The sequence below is a fragment of the Qipengyuania citrea genome, assembly GCF_024171405.1.
Taxonomy (GTDB): domain Bacteria; phylum Pseudomonadota; class Alphaproteobacteria; order Sphingomonadales; family Sphingomonadaceae; genus Qipengyuania; species Qipengyuania profunda.
The window spans coordinates 2389424-2416030 of record NZ_JALJZT010000002.1; the positions used below are offsets into that span (position 1 = coordinate 2389424).

Consider the following 26607-nt stretch of genomic DNA (forward strand, 5'->3'; position numbering starts at 1 on the left):
GCTGCCTCACCCTTATGGAACGATGGAGCGGGACTGCATCCCGCGCGACCAGTCGAGCGCGGCGGCCATCGATGGCGACATCGAGGCGGCGAGCATGTTCTCGATCATCGCGGTCTTCTCGATGATCTGCATGATCGCGGAGACCCGCGCCTGTCCGGTCGCTTGCCTCTGGGCGAGGCTTGACCGGACTTCCGCGACCTGAGCGCGCCAGATCGCGAGTTTCGCTTCATCGGCCGCAATGAAGCTCGCCATCGAGCGTCCGGCCTCGGCTGTGATGCGTTCGAGGATGGCATAGAGAAGATCGATGCTGGCGATCTCGGCCAGCGTGTCGCGGTCGTCGGTTGCCATCCCGCGTCCATAGGCCGCCTGCACGGTGAGGATCTTGTAGAGCGGCACCGATGCCACCTGGAGCAGCTCCTTCTCCTCGTCGCCGATCGCTGTGTCGCTGCGGATGGCCTCGACCATGCTGCCGATGAGCTGGGCAACGCGGGGCCGGATGGCCTTCGCGCTCGTGAGGCTCATCTGCTGGAAAGTGGGGTTGAGGCACTGGTCGGGCTCGTCACACTGGAACACCCGCACCGACTGGCCTTGCGTCCCGTCGAGCAGCGCGGTCACCAGCGTCGAGGAGGCATCGCCTGCGAAAGGCACGAACTTGCCTGGTTCGTCATCGCGGGGCGGCACGTAGATCACCGTGCCGATGAGCGTCATCGCATACTCGGCGAGGTCGCGGTCGAAGGTGCCACCAGGGTTGAAGAAGGCGCTCTGCTTGAGGACATGCCAGGTGTAATTGCGCGGTACACCGGGATTGACGTCGGCATAGTCGGCGCCGGCGCTCTCATTGGTCGAGGCGCGCTGACCCCTGGTGCCGCAACCGTGTTTGGCGGCAGCATAGTCGGTGAAGATACCTTCGGAATTGCCGATCGCTTCGCAGATCGCCTTGTCGGCGAGATCGCCCTTGGGCCAGACGCCGCCGACCAGCCCCTGCGCCATCTCGCAGGAGTTGATCGAGAGATTGTTCATGAGCTGCGCCTTCTGGCTGAACTCCTGCATGATCTTTGAGCACTCGGGGCAGACGGTATCGATCGCGAGGCTGAAGGCGAACCCCACCGCATTGTTCGCGACGGCCTTCAACAGCGCGACCATCTCGCTCGCGTTGATGAAGGAGAAGGACCCGGCGAAGATATCGATGCCGCCGCAACCTGCGCGGGCACGCGGCAGCTGGAGGTTGGCGATGCTGGTCGTCTTCTGCGGGAAGCGCGTCCAGACATTGCCGAGGCTGTAATAGCCCGCCGACTGTCCTTCGAATGCGCTCGGCCCGGTGACATTGGCCGCAGCGCCCATGTCGTCCATGAAGCGGTCCATGCTGTCGCCGACGTTTGCGGCGACGGGGGACGCGACCATGCTGGCGGCAGCTATGGTGAGCGCCGCATTGCGGATGCTAGTAATCATGTCCGGCTTCCTTCGAGGTGAGGAGGTAGATGCGGTCCTGCAGCTCGTCGGCCGAGAGCACGCCGTATCCGATCGGGATCGGGCGCCTGGCCACGCTGTCCCAAAGCACGAGCGCCGGGGTGATGCCGGGTTCGAGCCCCATGCGGGGCCGCTGGCCGCTTTCGACCTTGTAGTCGGGGAAGTGCCTGGACGGCCCGCCATCGGTCGAGATCGCCCGGACCGTGATATGCCAGCGGTCCGCCACCGAGCGCACGATCGGGCTCATCACTTCGCAGGCGCCGCAGGTCTGGGCGAAGAAGTAGAACAGTCCATAGCGTTCGGAGAGCCTGGCCATCACCGCGTCGCGGTCGGCAGCGCGCGCGTCCTGCCATTGCTTCTTGGCGAGTGCGCCGACCGGTCGTTCGAGCGTGTAGTCGAGCTCGGGATCCTGCCAAATCGCGCGTTGCCAGACATCGGAGAACAGCGAAGCCCGGTCGAGCTGGGCACGCTGGAAGCGGATATAGGCGGTGACGTTTTCCGGCGTCGGATAGAGGATCGCGCGCGCCTTGAGTTCGCGCAGTTCCCCCGTGACCGCGTCCAGCTCCTGCGTGGCGGTCACCTGGGCTGGTGGCTGCGCCATCTGCGGCTCGTCTGCCGGCACCGGCTTTACGCAATAGAACCAGTAGCCGAGCCTGCGCTGCTCGCAGTAGAGGCTGTCTGCCGAAGCAGCTGGCTTTGCCTGGCGCGCTTCCTGGGCGGCTGCCCGAACGGGGAGCAGTGCAGCGAGAATCATGGCCAGTGCTGGGAGGGCCAGCATCGGCAGTGATTGGCGGCGCGTCATTGGCCACTCCTTGCGTAATAATCTTCGATTTTCTGCTGGATGAGGATGCTGGTCTCGAGCTCGTCGGGGAGCCGTGCAGCCTCGGTGAACTCGGCATAGACTTCGCTGAAATCCATCTGGCTGAGGTCGAGCCGGGCGAACTCGTCGAGCGTGAACCCCTCGCACTGCTCTTCCTTGGGCTTGTCCCAGGGCTTGCGCAGCTGGCGGCGACCCTGTTCCTGCAGGATCCGCGAGAGCTTGCTCTCGAAGCAGCAGTAGACCTTCTTCTTGGTCAGGCAGACGCCGAGGAACTTGTCCGAACAATAGGTCCCCACGTAGGCGCACAGCCCCTGCGCATCGCGTTCGTGGAGCAGAACTTCCTCGCGGTTGCAGCCGAGCGCGACCAGCAGGCTGATGCCGGGGATGAGCGGGAAACCCTTGCCCTTGCAGCAGTTGAGCACGCCGAAGACCTTGGACGAGCAGGTGTTGCGCGTGCCGCGGAACAGCGTCAGCGTCTCGGGATCGAACTGCCCGCGGGCCTCGTCCATCGCATGGAGCGCGGTGACGGCATCCTTGAACTCGTCGTTCGCGGTGCGCTGGATCGTCTCGCAGCTGCCGTCGATGCAATAGACATCGCCGTCGCAGACATACTGGGTGGAGCTGTCGGTCCCGGGAAGCGGGCACTCGTAGATGCGCTCCCAGGTCTCGCAGGGGTCTTCGTCGGTGAGGCATTCCTCGCGAACAAAGCGACAGCTGCCCTGGCTTTCGATGTCGGAGCAATCGGTCGCCGCTTCGCGCGCGATGCAGGTGTAGCTCCTCTGCCATTCCCAGCAGGGCTTTGTGACAGAGACGCCATCGACCACGCGGGTCTGCGGATCGGTATCGGTGCAGATCTCTGCGTCCAGCGTGCAATCGCTATTGTCCGCAAAACCTGTGCACTGGCTTTCGTCCGGGGTCGTGGTAACGGTGGTAGCGTTGGCAATGCGGTAGGGCGTCTGACCTGCGACCTGTTCGTCGCAGGTCAGCTCGGTAAGCGGATCGCCCGGCTCGGTGCACCACTTGCGACCACCGGACCAACCCCACTGCAAGCAAGGACCATCGCGGTGCCCGGTCACCCGGCAAAGAGCGCCCGAAAACTCTTCGCAGTCCGGCTCACCTGATAGGTTGAAGCTGCCCAATGGGCTGCAAAGGTAATGATACTGCGGTTGCTGGCTGACCCTGACGACGAGTGGTACCGCGCATTGGCCAACCGACTGATCGATCCGTGTGCCCGTATTGCAGGTCGCGGTATATGTGCCCGCCGCGCCCGAACCGGGCGGCAGCGGAACGCAGGATCCCTGGCTGCCCGAAATTGCCATGCCGCTGGTGTAGTCGAGCGGCGTCTCGTTGATGGCGAGGCTGCGCGCGATCACGTCCTCGATCTCGTTCGGCTCGAACCGTGCGCGATTGGCCATGCTGTCGCGGATCGTCCGCATCGGCGTGCTGGTCGTAGCGGCGCTGCGGGCGCGGGTCTCGATCTGGTCGGGATCGCGCGCAAGATCCTGCAGATCGCGCGTCGCTTGCGGATCGAAATTGGGAACGCGTGCTGCGTCGGGATTGGTCGTTGCTGCCTCGCGCGCTTCGCCCAGCAGCTCGGTGGCAAAGTACTTCCCGTCAGCCCTTGCCGCATCGCGGGTCTGAGCCTGAATGGAAGCCGCGCTTGTGAGGGTGACGAGTGCCACAAGGAGATGGGCGAGGGTTTTGGCGGTCATGGCCGTTCCTCCCTGGAGAGCTGGCGCAGATGGAGGCGGGCAAGTTCGGCGCCCGGACCCTTGCCCGAGGCAAAGGTCTCGAGGACTTCGCCCACGCTAATGTTGCCGGCGATGCGGTCGTGCGGCGGCACCTCGCTGGTGCAATCGAACCCGTCGCAGGGACTGAACTCGGTGCTCAGCATAATGAAGCTCGGTGCAGCTTCGATGTTGAAGGCGCGGAACAGCCTTGGATCGATGCCGAGCGAACCGGCCGCGTCTCGGGTGCTCCAGATGGCGGCGAGCCGCTTCTTGAATGCCTCGCTGTTACCTTGCGGGAAGCCGCGCAGCACGGTGACGCCTCCCGCCCTGGTCATGTCGTGGACCAGTGCTTTCAGCGCTTCGGGCGGCATCGACAGGCTGGCAAAGGCAATGAAGCGCGGGGTTCCCCCGAGCGATGCCTTCTCTGCGGCGGCTTGCCCTGCGATCATGGCGTCGAAGTCGAGGACGGCGTCGGTCTCGGTTGCCTTGATGCTGTCCGCATAGGCTGCGCGATTGGCCTGCGCTTGCGCCTGGATAGCCTGTGCGTCCTCGGTCAGCGCCTCGGCGCGTTGGCGGACATTGGTGCTGAGCGCCTGCGCATCGTCGGCGTGTTCGGCCGCACGCTCGCGGATCGCTTCAAGGTCGATGCCTTCGGGCGCGCTCTGGGCGAGAGCGAGGCCACCGAGAGTGACGGCAAGGCCGACGGGCAAAAGGAGGAGGTGCTTGTTCATAGCGCGCAGCAGTTCCGCTTGCGCCAGACGAGGTATCCCATGTCTTCGCCGATGGCGGGAATGACCTGTCCGGCCGATTGAAAGGTGGTGGAGGCGCCGATGGGCGGGCAGGCGTAACGGCCCGAAGTCGCCGGGTTGGGGTTGGTGGCCTGGAAGCGGTATTGTTGCTTGCGCATCACCGGCATCAAATATTTGCCGCACAGGCCCTTGGACCCCATCGTCCCCCACGAGACGAGTTCGCGGTGGAGCTTGTAGGCAAAGCGCGAAAGCACGAGGCGCGAGGCCTGGACGTGGCCTATGCTGGCCGAGACATTGCCGTTCATCGGGTACATCGACCCCTGGCAGCCCGCGCACCAGAACATCTCGTCGATCGGCAGCTTCGCGGTCGAGGCGACGCAGTCGGCCGCACAGGCAGCGAGCGCCAGCGGGTTGGCGAAGAGCACGGCCTCGGGGTTGATGATCGCGGTGAGCTCGGAATCCTGCCACAGCGGATCGATCTCGGAGATGTAGAGGATGTCGATCGAGCCCGATTCCAGGCACAGAAAATCGGCGACGATCTCCATCCAGTAGATCAGCGGATAGGCATACCAGTGGACGTGCCAGCTCGAATAATACTGGCTCGCGCCGCCCACTGCTGATGGACCCGAGATCGAGCGGAAGCCGATATCGAAGCCGGGATCGAGCTTCATGCCGCCGAGGTTCACGAAGCACCACGGCTTCATGCTGACATCGGCAAGCCGCACGGGCTCCCAGAAGCCCATCGCAATTCCGGGCCTCAGACCGCACAGGCACACCGGCAGGTCGGGGTTATCGGGATCGGGCCGGCTCGAGGGCCAGATGTCCAGCCCGCCGATCGAGATCGGGAACAGGCACGACCAGCAGATGTCGGTGATCGGGTTGACAAAGCTTCCGGTGCAGCGTCCCGGACCGGCATCGGCCATCGCGGGCGTTGCAGTGGCGAGACCAAGAATGGCGGCCAGCATGAGCGCCAGCTTTCTTAAGTGCGTCATTGGGCCGTCCTCCTTTTCGGTGGCAGCGCGATTTCGCTGATCTCGAGCAGGCGGCCCTGCTGGCGCACGCGTGCGGGCACCGATCTGATCCCGAACCTCTCCGTGAGCTTGCCGCCCTGGTCGAAATAGAAGCGGCGCTGGCGGGCCTTCATCAGCTCGAGCGGCGCACCCTTCACCAGGATCAGCTTGGCATTGGCGGCCTGCTTGAGCGCCCAGGCGAGCTGGTCGGGATCGTCGCCGTCGAGGAAGAGAAGTTCGGCGCGTAGCTGCACGCTGTCGAGCGGATTGACCCTCGTGCCAGCGGCATGGATCAGCTCGCCTTTTGCCCCGCGGATATCGGCAGCGAGCGTGATCGTCGGATCAAATTGCCAGCGACGGGCTTCGCTGGCCCGGACGATTCCGGCGACGGGGTCGGGCCGGTTCACGCGCGCGATCGTGCGGCGCTTCAGGTCTTCATTGAGCCGCGCGGTCTCCCCCGAACGTTCCATCTGCGTCAGGCGCGAATGAATCTGCTCGAGGAGGTCGCGCTCGATCACGGGAAACACCGTGCCGCGCTGGCCATAGTCGCGCGCCAGCACCTCGGCAGGGCAGAGCAGGACTGCAAGTAGGGCCGCAGGGAGGATGAGCTTGCTCACAGGATCGCCCTCCCGCTGCCCAGGATCTGGCCGCGGCAGACGAAGCCGATCTCGGCGTAGCGGCTGTCGAGGCCGCGCTGATGGCTGGTCCCGGTGTAGAAGCAGCCGTCGGGGATCGGGCCTTCGGGGCCCTTGTGAAGCGCAATGCCGAGACGGGTCTCATCGAGCCGCGCGGCGATCTTGCGGCCGTTGATGAAGACCTCGTGGCCACGGTGGCTCACGACATCGCCCGGCACGCCCAACACCCGCTTGCCGAAGAGCTGCGCGCCTTCTCCGAAATGCGCTTCGACGAGTCTGCTCGCCGGCGGCTCGAAGAAGATCAGGCTGCCGCGCTCGATCCGCGCATGCTTGTCGAGCCAGAAGGCCCAGTTGGGCAGGCTCGGGCTGGCATTGATGAGGAAGGCATGGTCTTTCGCGAAGGCGTCGACCGCGCCCCATCCAAGTGGCAGCAGCACCAGACCGGTCAGGACGAGCGGTCGTTTGAGCGTGCGGACAAAACGAGAGGCAAAGCGCGTCACTGGCCGCCTCCCTGCCCAAGCTGGCGAGCGATCCGCACGCGCAGTTCATCGGTAGCATCGGGGGCATCGCCCGCGAGCACTGCTTCGCCGACCAGCACCACGCGGCCATCGGCCCCCATTTCCGCAACAGCGCGCTCGGACGCCTGAAGGAAGGCGAGCACGCGCGCCTGGCTGGCTTCGGGATCCTGCTCTGCGCGCGCTTCGGCATCGACGAATGCGGCGATGGTCTCGGCAAGCCGGACGGTGACGATCTGCTGGCGCGGCTCGGACAGTTCGCGGCTGACCCAGGCTGCCCAGAGTAATGCGACCACGAGCGCGAGCACGCCGAGAATTCTCAGCAACAGCGGGCGATTGAAGGATGGTAGTCTGCGCGTCTCAGTCACGTTTAGCCTCCCGGGCCGGATGGTAGTCGAGATCGGCCGCAAGCCGCCTCAGGAAGCGGGGCATGCGAAACAGCGTCACAGCGCCAGCGAGGGCGAGGAAGCAGCCCTTGAGGTCCTGGCTGAACAGGCTGCGGCGCAGCCCGTCGGCTTCGAGATATCGGTCCGACAGATTGGCGAGCTGGGTGAAGAGGCCGCCAAGGTCCCAGCCCGCAACGAACAGGAACAGCGCGAGCGGCAATCCCAGCACGATCAGCAGTGAAGTCGCGGCAAAGCGCGCGGTCTCGATGAGGACGAAACAGCTCCCTTGCAGGAACGGCAGCAGGCTGCGGAGATTGGCCGGAGGGGTCCGGTCGACGAGATGCGAGACCATCATTGTCCGCCTCCCGCCACGATCCGGATGGCATCGGCGAGGCTGTGCCCGCGCCGCTCGCAGTCCTGGATCGCCGCATAGGTGTCGGGATCGGAGGAGTAGATCGTCGCCGAGAAGGGATCGAGCACGAGCCGACCGACCGCCTCGGTCTCGGGGCCTTTGATGAAGACCTCGCTGTACTCGGTCCCCGAACGCTTGAGGCTGCGGATCAGCGTCTCGGTGCGGTCGTCCATGTCGAGCCGCGCGTTCGCCCTGAAATCGGCGATCGTCTCGGCCTTCTGCTGAAGTACCAGCATCCAGTCGCTATTCTCGAGCGCGGCGCGCGCGCCGTCGGACTTGTAATAATCATTGAGGGACTGGGTCGCGGTGGCGAGCGCGCCGCCGTACTTGCGGGCAGTGCGGGCATAGGTTTCGACGAACTCGCCCATCGACCCGCCCTTGAGCATGGCCCAGGCCTCGTCGATCAGCAGCAGCTTCTTGGTTGCTCGCGACGAGCGGGTCATCGCCTGGCTGGTCATGAACATGATCGCCGAAAGGACGACGCTGCGCAGTTCCTCGCGGCTTGCGAGATCGCTCATCTCGAAGACGGTAAAATCATCGTCGAGCGCGAAGCTCGCCTTGCCTGCAAAGAACCCGCCGTAGCTGCCGCCGCGGCAGAAGGGCGCGATCGCGGTGGCGAGATCGCGGCCCGCCTCGCTTTCCGATCCATGGAGCGCATGCGCGACATCGTCGACCGATGCGCCGCTGCCGAGTGCCTCCCAGGTCGCGGTCACGGCCCGATCGATGAGCCCGCGCTCGGTATCGCTCGGCGCGGTGCCGGGACGCGCCATCTGGCCAATGATTGCCTTGATCATGGCGAAGCAGTCGAGGCGGTAGTCCTCGTCTTCGTGTGCGCGGGCATCGTCGACCATCGAGAAGGGGTTCAGGGAAAAGCCCGAGGCGAGCGTGAACTCAACGAAGCGTCCGCCCTGCAGTTTGACCGAATGCTCGAAGCTGCGGCCGTCGTCGATCACCACGACCTTGGCACCGGCGCCGCGCAGGGCGGCGCAGAGTTCCTGCAGCAGCACCGACTTGCCCGAACCCGACTTGCCGCAGATCGCGATATTGTGGTTGCCGGCACCGTTCTCGAATGGCGACCACCAGAAGGGCTGGCCGCGGCGGCCAACGAGCAGGAGGTGCGGGATTACGCCGCCGAGATATTCGCCCTGCATCGGCGCGATATGTGCCGCTGTCGTCGAGAGCATGGTCTTGAGACGCTTCAACCGCGCCATGTCGTCGGCGAGGCCATCGGCGAGGCACAGGGGAAAGGCAGCGACGAGGCCTTGGAGCTGGAGGAAGCGCTCGTCGGCAAGGTCCCAGCCCGCCGCCTTGTAGATCGCCTTGATGATGCGTTCATGCGCGTCGCCCTGGCCGAGCGGCGAGATGCTGGTGAGCCCGTAGAACAGCTTCACGAGCTTCTTGCCAGCCTGGAGTTCGGCCTGGACGTGGCGCCACTCGGCCGACTGTTCGGCAAGCTTGGGCAAGAAACGCGCGCTCTTGGTCTGGCTGAGACTGGTCGTGCGCATGAACTTGAAGCCCGCGCGCGCCGAAGCAGCTTCCTGGTCGGGGTAGACCAGGCACAGCATGGTTGCCGTCGGACAGGGGAAACGCAGCTTGTCGGTGAACATGTCGCCGATGAGCCGCGCGCATTCCCAAGGTGCCCAGCGCTCAGGGGTAGAGCGCACGGCATAGTGCCGCACATCGAAATGGTCGGGATAGCATTCGCCGACTTCAGGATTGCCCTCCTCGTCGCGGCCCGTCTCGCGAAAGCGCTCGGTCCTGAGGATCAGGCGATCGTCGCCGACCTCGAGCTCGATGTCGCGGCGGATCGCTTGGGACTGAAGCGTATCGTGCGGGTTCCACGCATGGATATCGGTCTCGTGCGCGGTAGTCGGCGAGGTGAGCTCGTCGATCAGCGCCAAGAGGCCGCCCGGACGCAGCTCCTGCGCGTGCAGTCCGAGCGAGTGGAGCATGCCCATCAGCCCTTCGCGGCATTCCGAAAGTTCCGCGTCGGTCACGCTTCCGGGCACCGGCACGCCGAGCGAGACGATCAGCCGGACGTTGCGAGCATGGAACGGCGCATGCGCCGAGCCCGAGCTCCAGACGAGATCGTAAAGGCGCCTGGTGCGCGCTCTGGCGATGGCCTCGTAGATCCCGCCCTGCTCGTAGCGCGGAGCGAACCAGGGGCCGACCACGCTGCCGATCCGCGGAGATGCGAAGTTCAGGACCTGGAGGCAGGCGCCCTGCGGCAGGCCTTCGGAGAAGAACTGACCGAGGATCTCGCCGGTCCGTTCGTCGGCCCCGATCAGCGGGGTGACTTCGAGCACGAAGCCTTTGGAGCGGGCGTTGCGGTAGAGCTTCGCCCCCTCGTCATAGACCCGGTAGGGCAGCCAGTCCGAGAGCATATCGAGCCCGAAATGCGCCCGCGGCTTTTCGGGCCGAGCCGTGTCGGCAAACAGGCCCCGCGAGAGTGCGTCGCGCGCGGCAGCAAGGGATAGCGTCACTGGCTCTCTCCTTCGGTCATGTCAGGTTGGGGGACCGGCTCGCGGGGAGGGGAAAACGAGCCAGGTCCCCCGGGTTCCGGCGCGTCAGCGCCGGGCATCGCCGGAACGGGCTGCGAGGGGATGAACAGCTGTTCCGGCAATGTGTCTGCCTCTTGGATTTTTGGCGGTTGGAAATCGGTTGCGGGGTTGCTCTCGCGCGTCGCGGCAATAGTCGATGCCAGCGAGCGCAGGACTTCGCGGCGGCCCTGCGGCGTGCGCCAGCCTGTCCCTGCCTGTTCGGGCAGCGTCAGGTGAACGACGCGCGCCTCATGGTCGCGGCCCGCCGCGTCACGGTAGCCTGTCAGCACGACCAGCAGGCGACGAACCGCTTCGCCGGTCGGGGTCACCGTCCGATGCGCGTCAACCGTGTCAGCCTTTTCAATGCCGGTCGCCCCGGCATCGATCGCGGAAGTCGGCGCGCAGGTCCCTTCCGGAGCCCGGCAGGCAAAGCTGCCTTTGACGTTGCCGCCGAGGCTGGCGCAGCCACTGGCCAGGAGGAGCGGCGCAGCGAGCACCATGGCGCGAAGGATTGGAAGCCGGCTCATTGCGCCACTCCCTTGCCTTCGGCGACGAAGCGGCGGATCGCCGCGGCATCGCGGTAGCCATGAAGCACCGCCCCATCGCGGGCGCGCACGATGACCGGAGTTCCGGCAAACCCGTTGGCCTTCGCGAAGGCTTCGTTGGCATCGAGTGCCTTGGCCTCCTTGCAGGTCTTATCAGTCGCCAGAGCCTGGCCGGAATAGGCCGCATGGAGTGCCTTTGCCGGATCCTTAGCGCACAGCACCGCCTCGGAAATCTTGCGGCTTGCCGCGCCGAAGATCGAGATCGGTCGCTCTTCGACATGAACCTTGGCCTTGGCGAGTTCGGCGGTCAGGCGCTGGCAATACCCGCACTGGAAATCCGAGAAGACGACCAGGCGTTCGCCCTTGAGGTTGCCCCAGTGGATCGCGCCGGCAGCCGGAAGCGACGAGAGGTCGACATGGTTGGCGGCCGCCTGGACAGGCGTTTCGTCGCGTCCCGCCGGCGCGTCACTGGCTACGCGCGCCGCACCGGCCGCGAGCAGATCGGGATTGAGTTCGAGCAGGCGGGCGGCAGTGACGTCGCGCCGTTCTTCCATGTCGTAGAGACGGCCTACGAACAGGTAGCGGGCGGTCTCGTCGATGTAGAACAGCGTGTCACCCGAGACGACTTCGCACCAGGGCCCGAGCGTGTCGCAGCTGATCGCATCGATCGGGGTCTTGGGCAGCCGCAGTTTCAGCGCCTGCGCGACATCGCTCGCCATGCCCGCGGCGCTCGCAGGCATCGCAGTGACGGCAGAGACGCCGAGCGTCAGCACGGCGGCGGCGCTCGAGAGGGCAAGGGCAAGGTGGGCGGCGCGCGCCTTCAGGCTTGGCGGCGAGTCATTGTAGTTCATTTGGAGGGGCTCCTGACGTGGACGCCGTCGAGAAAGACGATCTCGACCTCGATGCCGGTCGGCATCTCGACGACGGGTTGGTATTGTTCGGCGCGTTCGATGAGGTATCGGCTGACGGTGTCGGCGGCTTCGCCGGCACCCTGGCCAAAGCCACCGGCGAGGATGTCGGTCGGCGACAGCGCCTCGCGCTGACCGTTGGCGCCGACCTGGCCGGTAAAAATGCCGTTGGCGTTGGCGGAAAATCCGCGGCCGAAGCCGCCCACAATCCCGGCGAGCAGCGCCTGGCTGACAAGGCTGCCTTCGCGGCTGACCACGCGGCCGCGCACGCCCGACTTTCCGGCGAAGGAGATGAACCCCTTGACCTCGCTCACCGCGAAGCGCCCACCGGGTTGCGCGCAGGTCATGCGCACCAGCTTGACGTAGACCTTCTCCGCCGAGAGATCGCCGCGCGCCGCGCCATTGACGAGGCAGCCGGTGATATCGGTGGTGAGCAGTTTGTTGCCGCGCATCACCGAGCGGGCCGGACCGGTGATCCGGAGCACCACGGGAAGCGGATCGCTCTGGCTGGCAACGCCGGTCGAGGCATCGACACCCACGATGACCGTTGCCGGTGCGTAGCTGTTGGGCGGAAGGTAATCGCGGCTCGCTTCGAGCAACAAGGCTGGCGCAGTCTCTGCCGCACGCGGCTTGCCGTCCTTGCCCGTCTCCGCGCTGAAGCTCATCAGGCTGAGCTGTCCGCCTTGCGTTTCCGGCGCTCCTTGCGGTGGCTGGACAGCTCCGCCGGTGCCGACGCCGGGTCCATAGGCAGGTGGCGGTGGCAGTGGCGGCGCGGCGGCAGGTGCCTTCGCAGCTTCGCTCAGCTGTGATCGCAGATTGGCATTCTCGGCCGAGATCGCGTCGATCGCCGCCTGGCCGTCGGAGCGCATCTGCGCGTTCTCGCTGCGCAGGGCTTCGAGCTCCTGTTCGATCTCGGGGCGCGGCAGCTGGGCCTGCTGGAGATCCTTGATCGCGCGGCCCTGTGCATCGAGCCGGTTACCGTAGCTCGCGACGAACTCGCGCTGCGAGAGGTTACGATTGACGAGGCCGCCGGTGTCGATTGTCGCCGCACCATTGGCATCGGTGCCAGCCTCGTCGCCGTCGCCGCCGAAAATGAACATGCCGCCGCCGATGAGCGCGATGGCCCCGATCCCGGCGAGCAGCATCTTCTGGCGCTGTGCGATCTGCGAATTGAGGTTGCGCCGTCCGCTTTCTCGCGCTTCCGGCGAGCCCGGCAGAGGCCTCTTTCCGGCGTCCTTCTGTGGTGCCTCGGCCATCAGTCGAGTCCTCCCTTGGCAAAGACTAGGAAGGCACTGGTCGCTTCACCGGGAGCGAGTGCATCGCGGCCATAGGCAAAAGCGAGCGCGCCTGCGGCACCTTCGCGCTCGGAGCCAAGCGCAAGGCTTTCCTGGCCGAGGTTGCGCACGAGGAAGCGCTGTCCGGTAAGTTCATCGCCCTGGTATTCGGCGACCAGCTGGACCTCGATCCCGCCGGTACGGCGCGGAGCCGACAGTTCGGCGCGGGCAGTGAATCCGGGCAGGACGGCATCGCTCGCCATCGCCTCGATCAGGCGGATCGCGGCGTCCTCGGGACCGGTCTCGGTCTCCCATTCGGTGGCCGCGGCTTTAGCGAGCGCGGGATTGGTGATGAAGAGCTGGGTCGCTTCCTCGCCGCCGAGACGGCAGGCGAACTTGTAGACGTAGCCCGCCTTGCTGGTCGCAAAGAAGCTGACCCGGGCAGCGGCAAATTGCGGGGGCACGGAGATATAGATGTCTCCGCGCACTGGCTCGTGCGTCACCTGGAAATCATTGTAGGGAAAACCGCTCGCGATCTTCGAGACATTGGCAAAGCCGTCATCGATAAGCGCGATCCGGGTGAGTTCGCCGCGAGCGAGCTCGCAGTCGATGGTCGCGTTGTCGGCCGCTTCGACGAATTGGTCGGCATACGCCGGGACCGGCGCGAGCGCGAAGGCAAGCACGGCGAGGCCGGTCAGCTTGAGCCCGGGATCGGGGCGCCTTGTCGCGCCGATCGCGAAACAGGCAAGGCCGGTTCCGGCAAGCGCAGCAGCGAGGGGAGATGGGAGAAGGCTCATTGGCCGGGTTCCTCCTTGTCGGTGGGAAGTTGCTCAAAGCCGGCGAGCGCAAGGCTGAGGCCACGCTTCGACCAGCGGAAACGGAAGGAGCGGCGCTGGCTCGCGATCACCTGCGTGCCGACAAAGGTCTTGAGCGTGCCGGTGACGGTCGAGGTCAGGGCCTTGGGGTCGACGTGCATTTCCGCGATCACGAAGGCCTGGCTGATGTCCGAGCCGCGCTGTTCCTCGACGATTTGGACGAGCTCGGCCTTGAGGCGGCCGTGCGCGGCGGGATCGGCGAGCTTCAGGATGTTCGTCATCCAGTAATCGAGGCTTTCGGGCGCCCGGTTGAGGAGCATCAGTGCCGTGTCGCGGGTGACAAGTTCGAGATAGGGCGCGTCGATCCCGCCGCTCGAGACGGTGATCCGCTCTGAGGTGATCGGCACCAACACAACCTGCTCGTCGCGGGTGACCGCGGCGCCGAGGCTGACCAGCGTGGTCAGGCCCAGGACACCTGCCAGCACGGCAAAGCGGTTGCGTTGCCGCAGGTAGGTCTGCGCCTGTTCGTGCGCGAATTCTGCTCGCATGGTTCGCCTCCCTCAGCCCGCCAACAGGCGGCAGTGGGAGGGCGGCGTGGCCTTCAACCCGAGAAAGCTCCCGGGTAGGTACCAGTACGCAGCATGCACCAGTGCCGAACCGGCGCCGCGTGCCTTTGCCTTCCGCAAGGCAAGCCAGGCCCCGGCGGCCAGGCCGATACCGATGAAGATATGCTGCGAGAGAATGCCCCAGGCGAAGGGAATAAGGATCCCTGCAAACTCGTCGATGGTCCAGAAGCCGATGAGCTCCGGGTCGTCGAGCCGCCGTGGAACGAGGTACCTGTCGGCCATGCCGCCCTCCTGTCGTGACCGGATCCGCTGATCAGATGACCGCGGTCACGACCGAGGTGACGATCGGAACGCCGGTGCCGACACCGATGCCGACGCCGACCGGCACCGCGACCTGGCCGAGCGAGAAACGCCCGGAGGCGAGACCGATCAGGCCGCCCGCAAGGCTGAGCACAGTGATGATCTTGCCGCCCGAACCTTCGAGGAAGTCGGTGAACTTGGTCAACGCGGGATCGAAGGTGGTATCGGCCCCGGCAAAGGCGGCACCGGCGCAGGCCAGCGCCACGCAGGCGGGAAGAATGTAGTCGCGGCCGCGAGCCCCGTTGGGCGAGCGCTGCTGGACCGGAAGGGCAGTCTTGGTGGTCATGGATGGAAACTCCGAGGATTGAACATCAGCCAGCGATGCGTTCGCTGTATGTTCTTTCCTCTCCCCGGAGCCGGGCTGTAGGAAATCGGGAATTGGATTTTGGGGCTTTCGACCAAGCAAAAAGCGACATCGGGAGGTGCGATGCACGGGATTCGCGCAGGCTGATCGCGCAACAGCGCTGACTGTGCCGGCATCTGAGCGAAGAGAGCCGCGATATGCGCGCAGGCGACCGAAATTCGCGCGAATCGTCGGAGGAAGCTGATCGTTCCTTCCTCTATGTTCTCTAAATGTTCTTTTTGTTTTCCTACAGGCTTCCTTCGCGGTTAGCCGGAGAGTCGATCACTCTGGAGATAAGGATTCGTCGATGACCAACATGGCGCTCTTTGCCGAACAACAGGTTCGCGCCGACCTCGCCCGGCTGCTTTTGGCCGCCGTCGAAGCCAGCGGCCGTGCCCGCTGCGACATCGCTCGCGACGCGCAGATCCATAAGGATGCCCTGCGCCGTGTTCTTGCGGGCGAACGCTCGGCCAGCCTCGGCGAAGCCTTGCGCATTCTTGCCGCGAGCGGCGTCGCGCCGCACGCACACCTGCTCCTGTTCCTCGTCAGCGGCGGCGATCACGCGATTGCGTGGCTGCAATCGGACCTCGCGCAATTCTTCGAGGACTTTTCCGGCGAACTGCCTTCAGCGCTCGAGCGTGTCTTGGGCAACCAGGTTCACGATGTGAAGCCGCGCTGGGCCAAGGGGACCGCGCACCGCGTCGCCCGCTTGCTCTCCGACCACATCGACGAGCTCGAACGCAAGGATGCGCTGCTTGGCGATGTCTTTGCCGGTGCCGAGGGAGGCCATCGTGGGTGAAGAGATAGACAAAGGAGCGACCGAAACCCGGCGGGTGACGCGGCTCATTCGCCTGCCCGAAGTTCAGCATCGCGTCGGGCTTGGCCGTTCGACAATCTATCGCTGGATGGCCGAGGGCAAGTTTCCGAAGCCCGTGCAGCTGGGTGGATATGCGGTCGCATGGGCAGAAGACGAAGTGGAGGCCTGGATTTCGGACCGCCTGAAGTGACCGCTTATTGGTCTGGAGCTGACTGGTTGGAGGCGGACGTGCCATCGACAGGGGCAGTCAAAGGCATCCTTTGCGCGGTCGCCGGATCGAAGCAGTCGGCCCGATACCCTCGAGTATTGGGAGCGCTCGTCGCTGCAAGAACCGAGCTGATTTCGGAAGCCACCGGCGCCTATTAAGGAACATACAATATTGAGTAGGTCGAGCCGATCATGACAAAGTGCATCGAACAAGATTTCCCGTGTCAAAATCAAGAGTACGATGCGTTCGATCAAATAGCGCTCTTAGAACTAAGCCAGCCAATTTCTGCCCATGAGTTGGTGAACGAGAGCGCATTTTGTGCGGAACTGCCGGTCGACGACGAACTTCGTATTGGGAACATAACGTACAAGCTCTATCTTAAATTCCTCCGTGGTCAGACAGGCCTCTATCACCTGTGGGTAGACTATGACGCCTGCGACGACCATGGCAATTACACGATGTTATGCGTGTATGTCGGGAAAGGGTTTGCTGAGCTTCGCGTTGATAGCCACGTCAAAAAAATGGCCGAAGAATGCCCAGCTATACGTGACATTCACCAGCATGGAGAATCGTCTCTCTAAGTACTACGAGCAATTGTTTCTCGATGTGTACGATTTCGAATTAAACAACATTGAGAATTCTGGCGCAGAACATCTGTTTGCGGTTTGGGATGAGGAACGCCATCACTTGGAAACGCACTTGAATGAGGTTTCCAATCTGAGCAAAATTCAAAGTTTCGACGACTGGTAAGAAGTCGTAATCCGACCGGCCTCAGGTCGAACGAACTCCAGTCTACAGCCCACGCCGTTACCGGTCTGGACGTCTGGTGTTTTGGCGCAGAGCGGCGGCTATATTACACCCCAAAAGCGACCGCCGAGCACGAATATGGCCGCATGATTCTTCAAGAGATCGCACACCTGCGTGGAGCAATGAGAGCTTCCGGATCAGATCGGCTTAATGCCTTCGAATTGGACATCGGCAGCGTGTCCCCGCCAGATGGGCCTTTCAACGTTTTCCGCCAACGCAAAGCCAAAAGATGCGAAATTCCCCAAGTGACTGAGAGCTTCGCATTGCTTAGCGATGGCCTCTACGTTGCTCGGGATCTGAGCCACCTTTTCTGGATATCGCGCTGCTCGTACGATTACCCACTCGGGTCCATTGTCTCCGACAAATCAGATGTTCGGATCGACGTTGGGATTTGAGTGAGTGGACATGATCTCGAAACCCTTCCTTTGGAGCCATTGCTTGACAACTTGAACTGCAAAATCAAGTAGTTCCCAGTCGGTAACCTCAATGAGTTCATCTGAGGCCAGGGAAAACGGATCGACCGATTGCGCGTTTCTAAGGTCGATCAAGCCCCAACCGCCCAACTGCGGTTTCCAGCCTGTCAGCGTCCTTCCCATCGGCCAGAGGTGACCTTCCCCCCGAAAAGTGGTCCGTTTTGAGAGTTAGGATTTCGGCTATTTACGGCTTGAAAGGGGCTGATGAATGGCACGGAAGAGATACACGCCGGAACAGATTATCGGGATACTGCGTGAGGCCGAAGTTCGGCTCTCGCACGGAGAGAAGATCGGGGAGATCAGCCGATCGCTGGGGATTTCGGAGCAGAGTTACTATCGCTGGCGACGCGAGTACGGTGGGCTGAAGGTCAGCCAGGCTCGGCGATTGAAGGATCTCAAGAAGGAGAACCAGCGGCTCAGGAAGGCGGTGTCTGATCTTACGCTCGATGCGCTGATCCTGAAGGAGGTTGTCGAGGGAAAGTACTGAGCCCTTCACGGCGTCGGCTGGCCATCGACCATGTGCAGGAGGCATTGGATATCTGCCAGCGCCGTGCCTGCCGGGTCGTTGCCCAGCACCGCTCGACCCAGCGCAAGCTGCCCGCACCACCAGCCGACGAGAAGCCGCTGACAGCTGCAATCATCCGGCTGGCCCAGCAATATGGTCGCTACGGCTATCGCCGGATCACGGCGCTGCTGCGCAATGAAAGTTGGTTGGTGAACGCCAAGCGGGTCGAGCGGATCTGGCGCCGTGAAGGGCTCAAGGTTCCGCAGAGACAGCCAAAGCGCGGGCGTCTGTGGTTCAACGATGGATCATGCGTGAGGCTGCGTCCGCAATATAGTGGCCATGTGTGGAGCTACGACTTCGTCATGGATCGCACCCATGACGGCAAGGCCTTCCGCATGCTTACCGTGATCGACGAGTACAGCCGCCAGTGCCTGGCGATCCATGTCCAGCGCAAGCTCAAGAGCGATGATGTCCTGGCCGTGCTGACCGAGCTGTTCCAACGCCATGGTCCGCCTGATCACATCCGTAGCGATAATGGCGCTGAGTTCACTTCTCATGCCGTGCGCGACTGGCTCTGGCGGATTGGTGTGAAGACTCTCTACATCGAACCCGGATCACCATGGGAGAATGGCTACAACGAATCCTTCAACGGCAAGCTCAGGGATGAGCTTCTCAACGGGGAGATCTTCTACACTCTGAAGGAGGCAATCATCCTGATCGAGCGCTGGCGTATCCACTACAACACCGTCCGGCCACACTCTTCGCTGGGCTACCAGCCGCCGGCCCCACAAACGATCTTGCCTCGTCCTGCCATGCTGCCTTACGCTGCGCTCCAGGCCGCCCAGCAGGGCGACCCCAACCGCCGGAACTCTAACTTAACCGGTGGACCACCCTGATGGGGCAGGTCAGCAGCATGGTGGCGGCAGGCACCGCTTCGGCAGGTTTCTGTTCGGTCATTTCCACTCTTCTCCCTTGATGTAGCCAATATCGGTGCCGGGCGGCCGTGGTCTAAGCGTTCATTGTGTGTGGTCTTATCAGTTCCATCTAGGAATGAGTGCTATTCCCGCGAAAGCCAGAACAATTCCTGCCAGTAACAACGATTGGTCGGCCAGCAATGCGGCAGAGATGATCAACGCTGCCACCACCGGACCCTTGACGGGGGTGCTGCGGTCCTCTTCCCGCGTCAGATGGTTCAGACTGGCTGGGTCGATGGATACCTGAATCGTACCTGATCGAGCGACCGAGGCAACGTTATCGATTAGCTCGGGCAGCGATGCCGAGAAATCAAGCAGGCCACTGCGGACCTTGGCCAAATGATCCCGCGCGGCTCCGATCGAAAATCGCTCGGCAAACAATTGCATCACGATCGGCTTCGTTTCTTCGGCGATATTGTAGTCCGGCGCCAAAGAGCGAACGAAGCCCTCTGCGGTCAGCAGGGTGCGCAGCAAAATAGCGAGGTCGGGCGGCAATACGAGGCGATAATCGCGCAACAATCCGAAAACCCGATCGAAAATTGCCGCGAATTCTATCCCGGCAAGAGCTGTGCCGCTAAATTCCGCGATCAGCTCATCCAGGTCCATCACCAATTGCGCGCGATCCACGAGTGGATTGCCTGCCCAGTCGAGCAGCAGATCGGCCAACTTGTCTATCTGTCCGTTCGCGATAGCGAAAATCAGTCGGACGATTTCCTGACGCCGCGCGCCGCTGAGAAAGCCGACCGAGCCGAAATCGATGAAGCCTACCTGGTTCCCTTCCATCCAGAAGACGTTGCCGGGATGCGGGTCGCCATGAAACTCTCCATTGAGAAGGATCATCCGTAGCACTGCATCGGCATAGCGCTTCGCGAACTGGGCATTCCCTGCCGGATCAGTTGCCGGGTGCCGCGACGCGGGCTTTCCGCCCAGGGCTTCCTGCACATTGATCGTCAAGCCTGTGAGTTCCCAGTGGATCGCGGGCGTCTTCACCCCAAGCATCTCCAGATAACCGCCAATCCTTTCACAGGCACGTGCTTCTGCCGCCAGGTCCATCTCCCGCGCTAAATTCTTGGCGAATGTCTGAAGGAATTCCACGGGTCGATAGCGAGCAATGTCGCTTGACCGACGCTCGGCGAGGCCCGCGAGCCGTGTCAACAGCCTCATGTCCGCCTCGATCCTGGACGCCATGCCGGGTCGGCGGATTTTCACGATAGTCTCGCTTCCGTCCAGCAGGGTTGCGACATAAGTCTGCGCGATAGAGGCTGAGGCGATCGGGTTTCTCTCGAAAGCGGCGAATTCACGTTCCCAGTCGCTGCCCCAAGCCGATACAATCACCGGTTCGATCTTATCGAACGGCAGCGGTTCCACCTGGTCGTGGAGAGTGCCGAACGCGGAAATCCAGGGTTGTGTAAACAGATCGCTTCTGGTCGCCAGGAGCTGGCCAAGCTTTATTCCGACAGGGCCGACATCGCGCAACAGCGCCACCACCGATGCAGGACGCAAGTCCTCGGTATCTGGCTCATTCTCCGAAACCGGCATAAAGCCAAGCAAGCTTCCGAGATTTTTCAGACCGTGCCGGGCGAAAATCTGACCGAGTTCTGCTAGCCGCGTCAGTTCACCGACACTGTTTTCCAGATCATGCTTCATCGGCTTTCTTCGCAAGTGTCAGCCTGCTTCTGATTCTCCGCAACTTTTCGAAGCATCGTACGCAGGAGGTCGATTTGAGGCGCAGACATTCCCTTCCAGAGAATTTCGTGGAGTCGATCAGCCGCTTCGCGCAGTTCCGGCCAGATGGTTCTTACTTGCTCGGTGAGGTGGAGGTTCCAAACCCTTCGATCGTGCGCCGCCCGCTCTCGCTCGATCAAACCTTTTTCAACCAAAACTGCGACAGCCTGTCCTATCGTCGCCGATTCAAGCTCGAGCAGGCGAGAAATCTCGGTCTGTGTTAGCGTAGGTTCTCGCAACAAGGACGCGATGATCCGCCATTGTGTTTGATTGAGGTCGAGCCCCACGATCAGAGCGTCGAAGGTCCGCCGAGCGGTCCTGTTCACCTCTTCTAGCAAATAAAGGATGTCATCCTTTTCGTTGGGGGCGTAATCACGTATCTCATCTTTCGGCATATGCTTATCCATAGCGCTATCTTGGAAGGCTCGCGCATGCCTGGCGTGTTCAAGCTCAGCGTCAACCATATTCGCTAGCAGTGCCGCCATGCAAACACTCGCTGATTTCACGCTACAGCAGAAACTGAATCCGATGGTCGCTCAAGCTGATAAGGAACCGAACTGCGCTGGGTGAGTGCGGGGGCTCCGGCCACCTCGCCTGCCACGACTGCCGGGATGTTATGATCGCATGCGCTCGGCGTCCCTCATCTGAGCATCAGACCCCCTGAAGGGCAAACGCGGGCGTGAACGCGGGGCATGGGCTCGATTTCGAGTGATTATGGCTCGCTGCCCAGATTGTCATGCATCCTAGCCAGCGATCCGCGTAAGCGCTCCAGTTCCCCAAAACGGATCCCCCCGAGCAAGCGAGCATACATTGCATCAGCTTCTACTCGCATCTTGGGAAGTAGCTCGATTGCGGCAGGGCGTAAATGAACCCGCCAAACGCGCCTGTCGTTCTTCGCGCCTGCGTCTTTCCACCAGCTCAAGTTCTTCCAGGCGATCAATAGTCTGGCCGATGCTAGCGCGCTCTAGCTTCAGTTCCCGAGCCAGCTCTGTCTGGGTCATGCCTGGGCTCCGAAAGATAAGCCAATATACTCCATTGCGTCCGCGTGAGCCCGAATTGTTCAACCGAAGAATCGGCGGTCCTGCGCAAACGCCGGGTCACTTCCTCCATAAGAAAGAACAGCCGATCGGTATCGGTGAGGGAACTTGCCCCCCTTTGTATCCGCGTCATAGCCCGTCATGGCAGCCATCTAGGGCAACCTACCATAGCGGATCAGGAAATAAAGCCGTTTACTGTAAATCGATTTACAATATGAGGTTGCGGTATGCAGTCGCAAACTTTCCATATCGGGGGAAATGGTGGCATCTCCATAGCAGCCGAAGCGACCGGAAATGCCGATGCTTTACCGGTCTTGCTCGCGCATGGGGGCGGCCAGACCCGTCACGCATGGAAACGTGTCACAGCCGATCTCGCCAATGCGGGATTTCGTCCGATCGCAATTGATATGCGCGGTCATGGCGACAGCGAATGGTCTGCCGAGGGCGCTTACGAAACGCGCGACTTCGCTTCAGATCTCGTTGCGATCGCTTCAAAAATGGACCGCAAGCCAGCGCTCGTCGGGGCCTCCCTTGGCGGGTTGGCCGGACTGATCGCCGAAGGACACCTTGCGCCGGGCCGCTTCGCGTCGCTCACTCTCGTCGACATCGCGCCGCGTATGGAGACGGGGGGCGTTATGCGCGTAGTCGGCTTTATGGAGGAGCACGTGGAGACCGGTTTCTCTTCACCGGACGAAGCGGCAGAGGTCATCGCGCGCTACATGCCACATCGCCGCAAGCGCGGAGCCGGCAAGGGCTTACGGCGCTATCTGCGAGAGAAGGAAGACGGCCGCTACTACTGGCATTGGGATCCGGCCTTTATCCGCAACATCACACTAGCCAAGCGAAGCGATCCGGCTCATCAGGAACGCCAGTTTGATGCGCTGAACGATGCAGCCAGCAGGCTTTCGCTGCCATTGCATATTATTCGCGGCGGATCGAGCGATCTGGTTTCCGAAGACGCGGTCGCGCAATTGCTCGAACTTGTTCCACACGCTGAATACACCGACATCGCAGAGGCAACACATATGGTGGTTGGCGATGCCAACGATGCCTTTTCGGCAGCGATACTCGATTTTCTCAAGCGTAATCACAGTCCGCAGGGAGCCGTTACATGACCGATAATCTGACAAGGATCGATCCTAAGCGCCTCGAAGAGATCCTGCAGATTGCCCCGTTTCACCGGTGGCTTGGCCTCACTTTACGGTCATGCTCGAACGAGCAGCTTGAACTGGAGATGCCTTGGCGCGACGAGATCGTGTCAAACCCGGCAATCGGTTCAGCGCATGGCGGCGTGCTCGCCTCTCTGATCGATTTAACCGGGCTCTACACCTTATTGTCGCAAGGTACAGGGGCCAAGGCGACCGCCGATCTGAGGGTCGACTACCACCGCCCGGCAACCTCGGGACCACTCGTAGCATCGGGCAAAATAATCAAGATCGGTAAAAATATCTCGGTCGCTGAAACACGTGTATACGGTCCTACTGGCAACCTTTTGGCTAGCGGCCGCGGTGCCTACGTATGCTAACAGCGTTATCCTAATGGAACTAACTGCAGGGCGAAAATTAGCAGGTCTGTTCCTCGAAGACCTGCAAAATAGTCCCACGACTTTCAGAGCGAATTGCGTCGCGATAGCCGCCTTCCAATGAGTGACGTGACCCCCTGATCTTCCCCCCAGCCGGGATTAGAGCCGAGCTGCGTTGATGCGTATGAGCGCGGTTGAAGCAATGGGCTGCGCAGCGGAGCCCGTAGGGCGTGGCGAAGCAGGCCATTGCTTATCTAGTTCGGCGGCGAACGCCGCCGGTGTCGCGTAGCCAAGGGATGAGGGCGGTCTCTCTCGGTTGTAGTCTTCCACCTGACCTGCCCCATCAGGGTGGTCCACCGGTTAAGTTAGAGTTCCGGCGGTTGGGGTCGCCCTGCTGGGCGGCCTGGAGCGCAGCGTAAGGCAGCATGGCAGGACGAGGCAAGATTGTTTGTGGGGCCGGCGGCTGGTAGCCCAGCGAAGAGGGATTCATGCAGCGAACACCGCTGCCGGCCTCTCCCTATCACATCATCGACGATATTGAGCACACGGAACTTTTGTTCGGACGCCACCTAGTCGTGAGCAAATAAAAGTTCGAAAAAGAGGGCTCGACACAGCGAAACGCCGAACCCTCTTGCAATTAGCGAGTAAGTTTAAAACTTGCCGCGCACGGTGATGCCGTAAGTCCGCGGTTCCGCAAGAAAAGCGGAGAACGTTTGTTGCGGAGCCACGAAAGGCGTGTTGAAGGCCACCTGCGTATACCCAACGTCAAACAAATTATTGACCCATCCCTCGATCGCGAAGCGATCCGCAATATTGGTCAGACCCACACGCCCGTTCACTACGACGAAGCTGTCCTGTTCCTTGCTGAAGAGCAGGTCGGAGCCGGTGTTGTAATCACCAGCCATACGAGCGTTCACGAAGACCAGGCCTTCGAGCCCACTGTCGCCGATTGGCGGCGTCCACGTAAGCGACGATGTTGCCACGATCTCTGGTGCATTCGACAGGTTGTCGCCTGGCAGCAAGCGTAGTGCGGGGTCGAGCGGTGCCCCGGTATCGTCCCCGATAAGATTGTCTTCAAAGCTCGTATCAGAATAGGTGACGCCAAGGGTAATATCCAAATCACGAGCGGGCCGTAGATAGGTTTCGATCTCGACACCTTGAGCGATCACACCTGGTGCAACTTCATCGGAAGAGCATGCACCGGTTGTCGCGCTTGCGTCTCTGTCGGCCCCGCCGAGATCGCTATCGCAACTATTGACCGTCTGCACAATGTAGAACGCCCCATTGAACGTGTTCAACTGGAAGTTACTGAACTCTTGCCGGAAGCCTGCAATGCTAACCCCGAACTCGCGTGTCGAGTATTTGAGGCCGATCTCATATGCATCGACTGTTTCTTCATCGAACTGCAGCGCGGCTGCCGAGATATTGGCCGGATCGAACGCAAGCGGATTTGACAGTGCAGACCTGTCGAGGTTGAAACCGCCCGCCTTGTAGCCGCGTGAATACGAACCGTAGACTAGCAGATCGGGAGTTGGCTTCCAGCTCAGGATAGCCGTGCCGGTAAACTCCTCTTCTTCGCGCGAGTCTTCGAGAGAAACTCCATCGAGCTCCGATGTCGAATTGCCTTGGCAGGAAAGGCTGATGATACCACCGGCCAGAGGTGCCAAAGTCGGAACACCCAGAAAGCCTCCGAGCAGATTGCGGTTTGTCGGACAAACCGTGTTGTCGTTGCGGAAAGTTGCGTCGAAGTCCTTGGTTTCGTTTGTATAACGAAGCCCCAGCGTCAAATCGAGCGTATCCGTGATCGCAAAGATATTATGCGTGAAGAACGCGAAGTTCTCACTCGTCTGATTGTAGACCTCGCTGACCGTTCCCAAATCGCTGATGCTTGCAAGGTTGTTGATACCTGCGAGGATCGCCGGGGTTGCAGCGCCGAATGCCGGGCTTCCGGTCAGCGTACCGTCCAATGCCGCCACGTTGGCACCCAGGCAATTGGAAGCCCCCGGATTGACCAAAGCCGGGTTGATCGCGATAGCGATGCGGCACGCTACGAAATTGCCGTACTGGGTGCCGAACCGCAGATTGTCACGCACCTGCAGTTCTTCATTGGCGTAATACGCGCCGATCAACCAATCGAGTTTGCCATCGAAGGCCTCACCGGTAAGGCGCAGTTCCTGAGTGAATGTTTCAAAGTCTCGAGCAAGAGCATTCTCGGTCGGAGCGCGGTAGAGAATATCGACAGTAGTGTAATCGGTGTCAGATCCCTGGCTGTTGGCATATTCACGGTAGCCCGTGATAGACGTCAACGTGACGTTCCCGAAATCCCAATTGATCTCAGCCGAAATACCGTAGTCTTCGGTTTCGCCTTCATAGCTTCTGCCCGGCGTAGGGTACAGGTCGCGGTTGAATGTATCCTGGGTGAGGGCACGCGGATCCTGCCCAAGCGCAAGCAACACGGGAACGATCGGATTTGCGGTACTCGTCAGGGCGGCCCCATCCGATGGCCTCGTAAAGGGATCAAATCCAGCGCTGATCCGTGCAAGCGGAGCAAACTCGGGCTGGACGAACGTCGCGGCACAGCACGCTTCGTCCTTTTTGGAATAATCCCCGACAAGGCGAATGGACAGGTCGTCATTGGGTTCGAACAGGAGCTGACCGCGGACCAGATAACGATCGCGATTGTTGATCGTCCCGCCGTTGGTAATATCGTTGTAGAAGCCGTCGCGCTCAAAATACACGCCGTCCACACGCGCAGCTACGGTGTCGCCAAGCGGAGCGTTTATGCCACCTTCGACGCGGATCGCATCATAGTTGCCATAAGTGAAGGCCCCGTATGCGCTGAAATCGAACTCGGGCGGTGCGGTGTAGATATTGATCAGGCCTGCCGATGAGTTCCGCCCGCCCAGAGTACCTTGGGGACCGCGAAGGATTTCGACCCTGTCGATAGGGCCGAGCTCACTCAGGGCGCTTCCCGAACGAGAGCGATAGACTCCATCGACAAAAACCGCGACCGAACTTTCCAGACCAGGGTTGTCGCCGACCGTGCCGATACCGCGAATACGCGCGGAACCGTTAGCTTCGTTGCCGGTGGAAGACACCAGCAGGGACGGTGCAACCTGGTTCAGCTCACGTATGTCGCTGGCGCCCGAATTCTGGAGGGTTTCTCCGGAAACAGCTGACACGGCGACTGGAACATCCGCCAAGACCTGCGATCGCCCTTGCGCGGTAACAATGATTACGTTTTGGTCTTCGACATCGGCCCCTTCAACCAGATCCGCATCGGGTTCGCCAACATCCTGGGCGAAGGCGGCTGTCGGTGTGAAGGCAAGTGCCGCTGCCAATGCACCAAGGGCGCAATGGTGGCGTGATGGAAATCTTTTCATGTGCCTCTCCTCTAAGAATGTGCCCCATCCTAGGCACTAGTCGATGTTAGAAACGATGCCGATAAGCGCGTTTCATTTCAA

The 26607-nt window shown here is 61.9% G+C and carries 28 protein-coding genes and 1 pseudogene; 6 read left to right on the plus strand and 23 right to left on the minus strand.

The window, feature by feature from the left end:
• Positions 1-12: 12 nt before the first annotated feature.
• Genes J2S32_RS12530 through J2S32_RS12610 form a run of 17 tightly spaced genes read right to left on the minus strand, consistent with a single transcriptional unit; the run spans position 13 to position 15018 of the window.
• Positions 13-1449, minus strand: coding sequence for a conjugal transfer protein TraH (locus J2S32_RS12530; protein WP_160726843.1), 1437 nt, complete (start codon positions 1447-1449; stop codon positions 13-15).
• A complete protein-coding gene (locus tag J2S32_RS12535; RefSeq protein WP_230833605.1) occupies positions 1439-2269 on the minus strand; it encodes a conjugal transfer protein TraF in 831 nt (276 codons plus the stop codon). Before J2S32_RS12535 ends, J2S32_RS12530 begins: the two co-directional genes overlap by 11 nt.
• A complete protein-coding gene (locus J2S32_RS12540) occupies positions 2266-3999 on the minus strand; it encodes a conjugal transfer protein TraN (RefSeq protein WP_067695815.1) in 1734 nt (577 codons plus the stop codon). The genes J2S32_RS12535 and J2S32_RS12540 overlap by 4 nt, the downstream gene beginning before the upstream one ends.
• Positions 3996-4748 (minus strand): type-F conjugative transfer system pilin assembly protein TrbC, encoded by a 753-nt coding sequence (gene trbC / locus J2S32_RS12545; protein ID WP_050599554.1) that lies wholly within the window; start codon positions 4746-4748, stop codon positions 3996-3998. Before trbC ends, J2S32_RS12540 begins: the two co-directional genes overlap by 4 nt.
• Complete coding sequence (gene traU, locus J2S32_RS12550; RefSeq protein WP_050599555.1) at positions 4745-5758, minus strand: conjugal transfer pilus assembly protein TraU; 1014 nt, start codon at positions 5756-5758, stop codon at positions 4745-4747. The genes trbC and traU overlap by 4 nt, the downstream gene beginning before the upstream one ends.
• On the minus strand, positions 5755-6393 hold the full coding sequence (traW, locus tag J2S32_RS12555; RefSeq protein ID WP_082835680.1) for a type-F conjugative transfer system protein TraW: 639 nt from the start codon (positions 6391-6393) through the stop codon (positions 5755-5757). The genes traU and traW overlap by 4 nt, the downstream gene beginning before the upstream one ends.
• Positions 6390-6911: a S26 family signal peptidase gene (locus J2S32_RS12560; protein WP_050599556.1), complete on the minus strand. Its 522-nt coding sequence runs from the start codon at positions 6909-6911 to the stop codon at positions 6390-6392. Before J2S32_RS12560 ends, traW begins: the two co-directional genes overlap by 4 nt.
• Positions 6908-7294, minus strand: a complete 387-nt coding sequence (locus J2S32_RS12565; RefSeq protein WP_228135197.1) for a type-F conjugative transfer system protein TrbI — start codon at positions 7292-7294, stop codon at positions 6908-6910. The genes J2S32_RS12560 and J2S32_RS12565 overlap by 4 nt, the downstream gene beginning before the upstream one ends.
• Entirely contained in the window at positions 7287-7667 is a 381-nt protein-coding gene (locus J2S32_RS12570) for a hypothetical protein (protein ID WP_253521905.1), read from the minus strand. The genes J2S32_RS12565 and J2S32_RS12570 overlap by 8 nt, the downstream gene beginning before the upstream one ends.
• Entirely contained in the window at positions 7664-10207 is a 2544-nt protein-coding gene (gene traC, locus J2S32_RS12575; protein WP_066284723.1) for a type IV secretion system protein TraC, read from the minus strand. The genes J2S32_RS12570 and traC overlap by 4 nt, the downstream gene beginning before the upstream one ends.
• Complete coding sequence (locus J2S32_RS12580) at positions 10204-10791, minus strand: hypothetical protein (RefSeq protein WP_050599560.1); 588 nt, start codon at positions 10789-10791, stop codon at positions 10204-10206. The genes traC and J2S32_RS12580 overlap by 4 nt, the downstream gene beginning before the upstream one ends.
• Positions 10788-11660 carry a DsbC family protein gene (locus J2S32_RS12585; RefSeq protein WP_050599561.1) on the minus strand — a complete coding sequence of 291 codons (873 nt, stop codon included), beginning with the start codon at positions 11658-11660 and terminating at the stop codon, positions 10788-10790. The genes J2S32_RS12580 and J2S32_RS12585 overlap by 4 nt, the downstream gene beginning before the upstream one ends.
• Positions 11657-12973: a TraB/VirB10 family protein gene (locus J2S32_RS12590; RefSeq protein ID WP_006834211.1), complete on the minus strand. Its 1317-nt coding sequence runs from the start codon at positions 12971-12973 to the stop codon at positions 11657-11659. The genes J2S32_RS12585 and J2S32_RS12590 overlap by 4 nt, the downstream gene beginning before the upstream one ends.
• The gene (locus J2S32_RS12595; RefSeq protein WP_006834210.1) at positions 12973-13788 is read right to left on the minus strand and encodes a type-F conjugative transfer system secretin TraK; all 816 of its coding nucleotides are present in this window, start codon (positions 13786-13788) and stop codon (positions 12973-12975) included. The genes J2S32_RS12590 and J2S32_RS12595 overlap by 1 nt, the downstream gene beginning before the upstream one ends.
• Positions 13785-14354 (minus strand): type IV conjugative transfer system protein TraE, encoded by a 570-nt coding sequence (locus tag J2S32_RS12600; RefSeq protein ID WP_006834209.1) that lies wholly within the window; start codon positions 14352-14354, stop codon positions 13785-13787. The genes J2S32_RS12595 and J2S32_RS12600 overlap by 4 nt, the downstream gene beginning before the upstream one ends.
• A 12-nt stretch (positions 14355-14366) precedes the next feature.
• Positions 14367-14654 (minus strand): type IV conjugative transfer system protein TraL, encoded by a 288-nt coding sequence (gene traL, locus J2S32_RS12605; RefSeq protein WP_006834208.1) that lies wholly within the window; start codon positions 14652-14654, stop codon positions 14367-14369.
• Between the two features lie 31 nt (positions 14655-14685).
• The gene (locus J2S32_RS12610; RefSeq protein WP_006834207.1) at positions 14686-15018 is read right to left on the minus strand and encodes a hypothetical protein; all 333 of its coding nucleotides are present in this window, start codon (positions 15016-15018) and stop codon (positions 14686-14688) included.
• A gap of 364 nt (positions 15019-15382) precedes the next feature.
• Here J2S32_RS12610 and J2S32_RS12615 point away from each other — a divergent pair, with 364 nt between their 5' ends.
• The 3 genes from J2S32_RS12615 to J2S32_RS12625 all read left to right on the plus strand — a co-directional run bounded on the left by J2S32_RS12615 (position 15383) and on the right by J2S32_RS12625 (position 16681).
• Positions 15383-15874 (plus strand): hypothetical protein, encoded by a 492-nt coding sequence (locus J2S32_RS12615; protein WP_006834206.1) that lies wholly within the window; start codon positions 15383-15385, stop codon positions 15872-15874.
• A complete protein-coding gene (locus tag J2S32_RS12620) occupies positions 15867-16082 on the plus strand; it encodes a helix-turn-helix transcriptional regulator (RefSeq protein ID WP_006834205.1) in 216 nt (71 codons plus the stop codon). Before J2S32_RS12615 ends, J2S32_RS12620 begins: the two co-directional genes overlap by 8 nt.
• 209 nt (positions 16083-16291) lie before the next feature.
• Positions 16292-16681 carry a hypothetical protein gene (locus J2S32_RS12625; RefSeq protein ID WP_196793211.1) on the plus strand — a complete coding sequence of 130 codons (390 nt, stop codon included), beginning with the start codon at positions 16292-16294 and terminating at the stop codon, positions 16679-16681.
• Between the two features lie 591 nt (positions 16682-17272).
• Here J2S32_RS12625 and J2S32_RS12630 read toward each other — a convergent pair.
• A complete protein-coding gene (locus J2S32_RS12630) occupies positions 17273-17503 on the minus strand; it encodes a hypothetical protein (RefSeq protein ID WP_006834202.1) in 231 nt (76 codons plus the stop codon).
• A gap of 85 nt (positions 17504-17588) precedes the next feature.
• Here J2S32_RS12630 and J2S32_RS12635 point away from each other — a divergent pair.
• Positions 17589-18781 (plus strand): IS3 family transposase gene (locus J2S32_RS12635; RefSeq protein WP_369765956.1). Its coding sequence is split into 2 segments (ribosomal slippage): positions 17589-17838 and positions 17838-18781, totalling 1194 coding nucleotides; the frame shifts between segments, so codons are not numbered across the junction.
• Positions 18782-18919: 138 nt separating this feature from the next.
• On the opposite strand, the gene J2S32_RS12640 is transcribed toward J2S32_RS12635, so the two are convergent.
• From J2S32_RS12640 to J2S32_RS12650, 3 genes are all read right to left on the minus strand, one after another.
• Positions 18920-20506: an ABC1 kinase family protein gene (locus J2S32_RS12640; RefSeq protein ID WP_253521907.1), complete on the minus strand. Its 1587-nt coding sequence runs from the start codon at positions 20504-20506 to the stop codon at positions 18920-18922.
• Positions 20503-21069, minus strand: a complete 567-nt coding sequence (locus J2S32_RS12645) for a MarR family winged helix-turn-helix transcriptional regulator (RefSeq protein ID WP_006834198.1) — start codon at positions 21067-21069, stop codon at positions 20503-20505. The genes J2S32_RS12640 and J2S32_RS12645 overlap by 4 nt, the downstream gene beginning before the upstream one ends.
• A 330-nt stretch (positions 21070-21399) precedes the next feature.
• On the minus strand, positions 21400-21585 hold the full coding sequence (locus tag J2S32_RS12650; protein ID WP_228135198.1) for a MarR family transcriptional regulator: 186 nt from the start codon (positions 21583-21585) through the stop codon (positions 21400-21402).
• Positions 21586-21848: 263 nt separating this feature from the next.
• On the opposite strand from J2S32_RS12650, the gene J2S32_RS12655 reads away from it, so the two are divergent.
• Positions 21849-22736 (plus strand): alpha/beta fold hydrolase, encoded by an 888-nt coding sequence (locus J2S32_RS12655; RefSeq protein WP_006834196.1) that lies wholly within the window; start codon positions 21849-21851, stop codon positions 22734-22736.
• The gene (locus J2S32_RS12660; protein ID WP_006834195.1) at positions 22733-23146 is read left to right on the plus strand and encodes a hotdog fold thioesterase; all 414 of its coding nucleotides are present in this window, start codon (positions 22733-22735) and stop codon (positions 23144-23146) included. Before J2S32_RS12655 ends, J2S32_RS12660 begins: the two co-directional genes overlap by 4 nt.
• A 156-nt stretch (positions 23147-23302) precedes the next feature.
• Here J2S32_RS12660 and J2S32_RS12665 read toward each other — a convergent pair.
• A pseudogene (locus J2S32_RS12665) lies at positions 23303-23482 on the minus strand (IS3 family transposase); the annotation flags it as partial.
• A 311-nt stretch (positions 23483-23793) separates the two neighbouring features.
• A complete protein-coding gene (locus J2S32_RS12670; RefSeq protein ID WP_063506921.1) occupies positions 23794-26526 on the minus strand; it encodes a TonB-dependent receptor in 2733 nt (910 codons plus the stop codon).
• Positions 26527-26607: the final 81 nt, after the last annotated feature.

What these genes read in the sequence shown, in the direction of transcription:
- J2S32_RS12530 (WP_160726843.1), bottom strand. Translation starts at nt 1,449, where the DNA reads ATGATTACTAGCATCCGCAATGCGGCGCTCACCATAGCTGCCGCCAGC.
- J2S32_RS12535 (WP_230833605.1), bottom strand. Translation starts at nt 2,269, where the DNA reads ATGACGCGCCGCCAATCACTGCCGATGCTGGCCCTCCCAGCACTGGCC.
- J2S32_RS12540 (WP_067695815.1), bottom strand. Translation starts at nt 3,999, where the DNA reads ATGACCGCCAAAACCCTCGCCCATCTCCTTGTGGCACTCGTCACCCTC.
- trbC (WP_050599554.1), bottom strand. Translation starts at nt 4,748, where the DNA reads ATGAACAAGCACCTCCTCCTTTTGCCCGTCGGCCTTGCCGTCACTCTC.
- traU (WP_050599555.1), bottom strand. Translation starts at nt 5,758, where the DNA reads ATGACGCACTTAAGAAAGCTGGCGCTCATGCTGGCCGCCATTCTTGGT.
- J2S32_RS12570 (WP_253521905.1), bottom strand. Translation starts at nt 7,667, where the DNA reads ATGATGGTCTCGCATCTCGTCGACCGGACCCCTCCGGCCAATCTCCGC.
- J2S32_RS12580 (WP_050599560.1), bottom strand. Translation starts at nt 10,791, where the DNA reads ATGAGCCGGCTTCCAATCCTTCGCGCCATGGTGCTCGCTGCGCCGCTC.
- J2S32_RS12585 (WP_050599561.1), bottom strand. Translation starts at nt 11,660, where the DNA reads ATGAACTACAATGACTCGCCGCCAAGCCTGAAGGCGCGCGCCGCCCAC.
- J2S32_RS12590 (WP_006834211.1), bottom strand. Translation starts at nt 12,973, where the DNA reads ATGGCCGAGGCACCACAGAAGGACGCCGGAAAGAGGCCTCTGCCGGGC.
- J2S32_RS12595 (WP_006834210.1), bottom strand. Translation starts at nt 13,788, where the DNA reads ATGAGCCTTCTCCCATCTCCCCTCGCTGCTGCGCTTGCCGGAACCGGC.
- J2S32_RS12600 (WP_006834209.1), bottom strand. Translation starts at nt 14,354, where the DNA reads ATGCGAGCAGAATTCGCGCACGAACAGGCGCAGACCTACCTGCGGCAA.
- traL (WP_006834208.1), bottom strand. Translation starts at nt 14,654, where the DNA reads ATGGCCGACAGGTACCTCGTTCCACGGCGGCTCGACGACCCGGAGCTC.
- J2S32_RS12610 (WP_006834207.1), bottom strand. Translation starts at nt 15,018, where the DNA reads ATGACCACCAAGACTGCCCTTCCGGTCCAGCAGCGCTCGCCCAACGGG.
- J2S32_RS12615 (WP_006834206.1), top strand. Translation starts at nt 15,383, where the DNA reads ATGACCAACATGGCGCTCTTTGCCGAACAACAGGTTCGCGCCGACCTC.
- J2S32_RS12625 (WP_196793211.1), top strand. Translation starts at nt 16,292, where the DNA reads ATGACAAAGTGCATCGAACAAGATTTCCCGTGTCAAAATCAAGAGTAC.
- J2S32_RS12630 (WP_006834202.1), bottom strand. Translation starts at nt 17,503, where the DNA reads ATGGGAAGGACGCTGACAGGCTGGAAACCGCAGTTGGGCGGTTGGGGC.
- J2S32_RS12640 (WP_253521907.1), bottom strand. Translation starts at nt 20,506, where the DNA reads ATGAAGCATGATCTGGAAAACAGTGTCGGTGAACTGACGCGGCTAGCA.
- J2S32_RS12645 (WP_006834198.1), bottom strand. Translation starts at nt 21,069, where the DNA reads ATGGCGGCACTGCTAGCGAATATGGTTGACGCTGAGCTTGAACACGCC.
- J2S32_RS12650 (WP_228135198.1), bottom strand. Translation starts at nt 21,585, where the DNA reads ATGACCCAGACAGAGCTGGCTCGGGAACTGAAGCTAGAGCGCGCTAGC.
- J2S32_RS12655 (WP_006834196.1), top strand. Translation starts at nt 21,849, where the DNA reads ATGCAGTCGCAAACTTTCCATATCGGGGGAAATGGTGGCATCTCCATA.
- J2S32_RS12660 (WP_006834195.1), top strand. Translation starts at nt 22,733, where the DNA reads ATGACCGATAATCTGACAAGGATCGATCCTAAGCGCCTCGAAGAGATC.
- J2S32_RS12670 (WP_063506921.1), bottom strand. Translation starts at nt 26,526, where the DNA reads ATGAAAAGATTTCCATCACGCCACCATTGCGCCCTTGGTGCATTGGCA.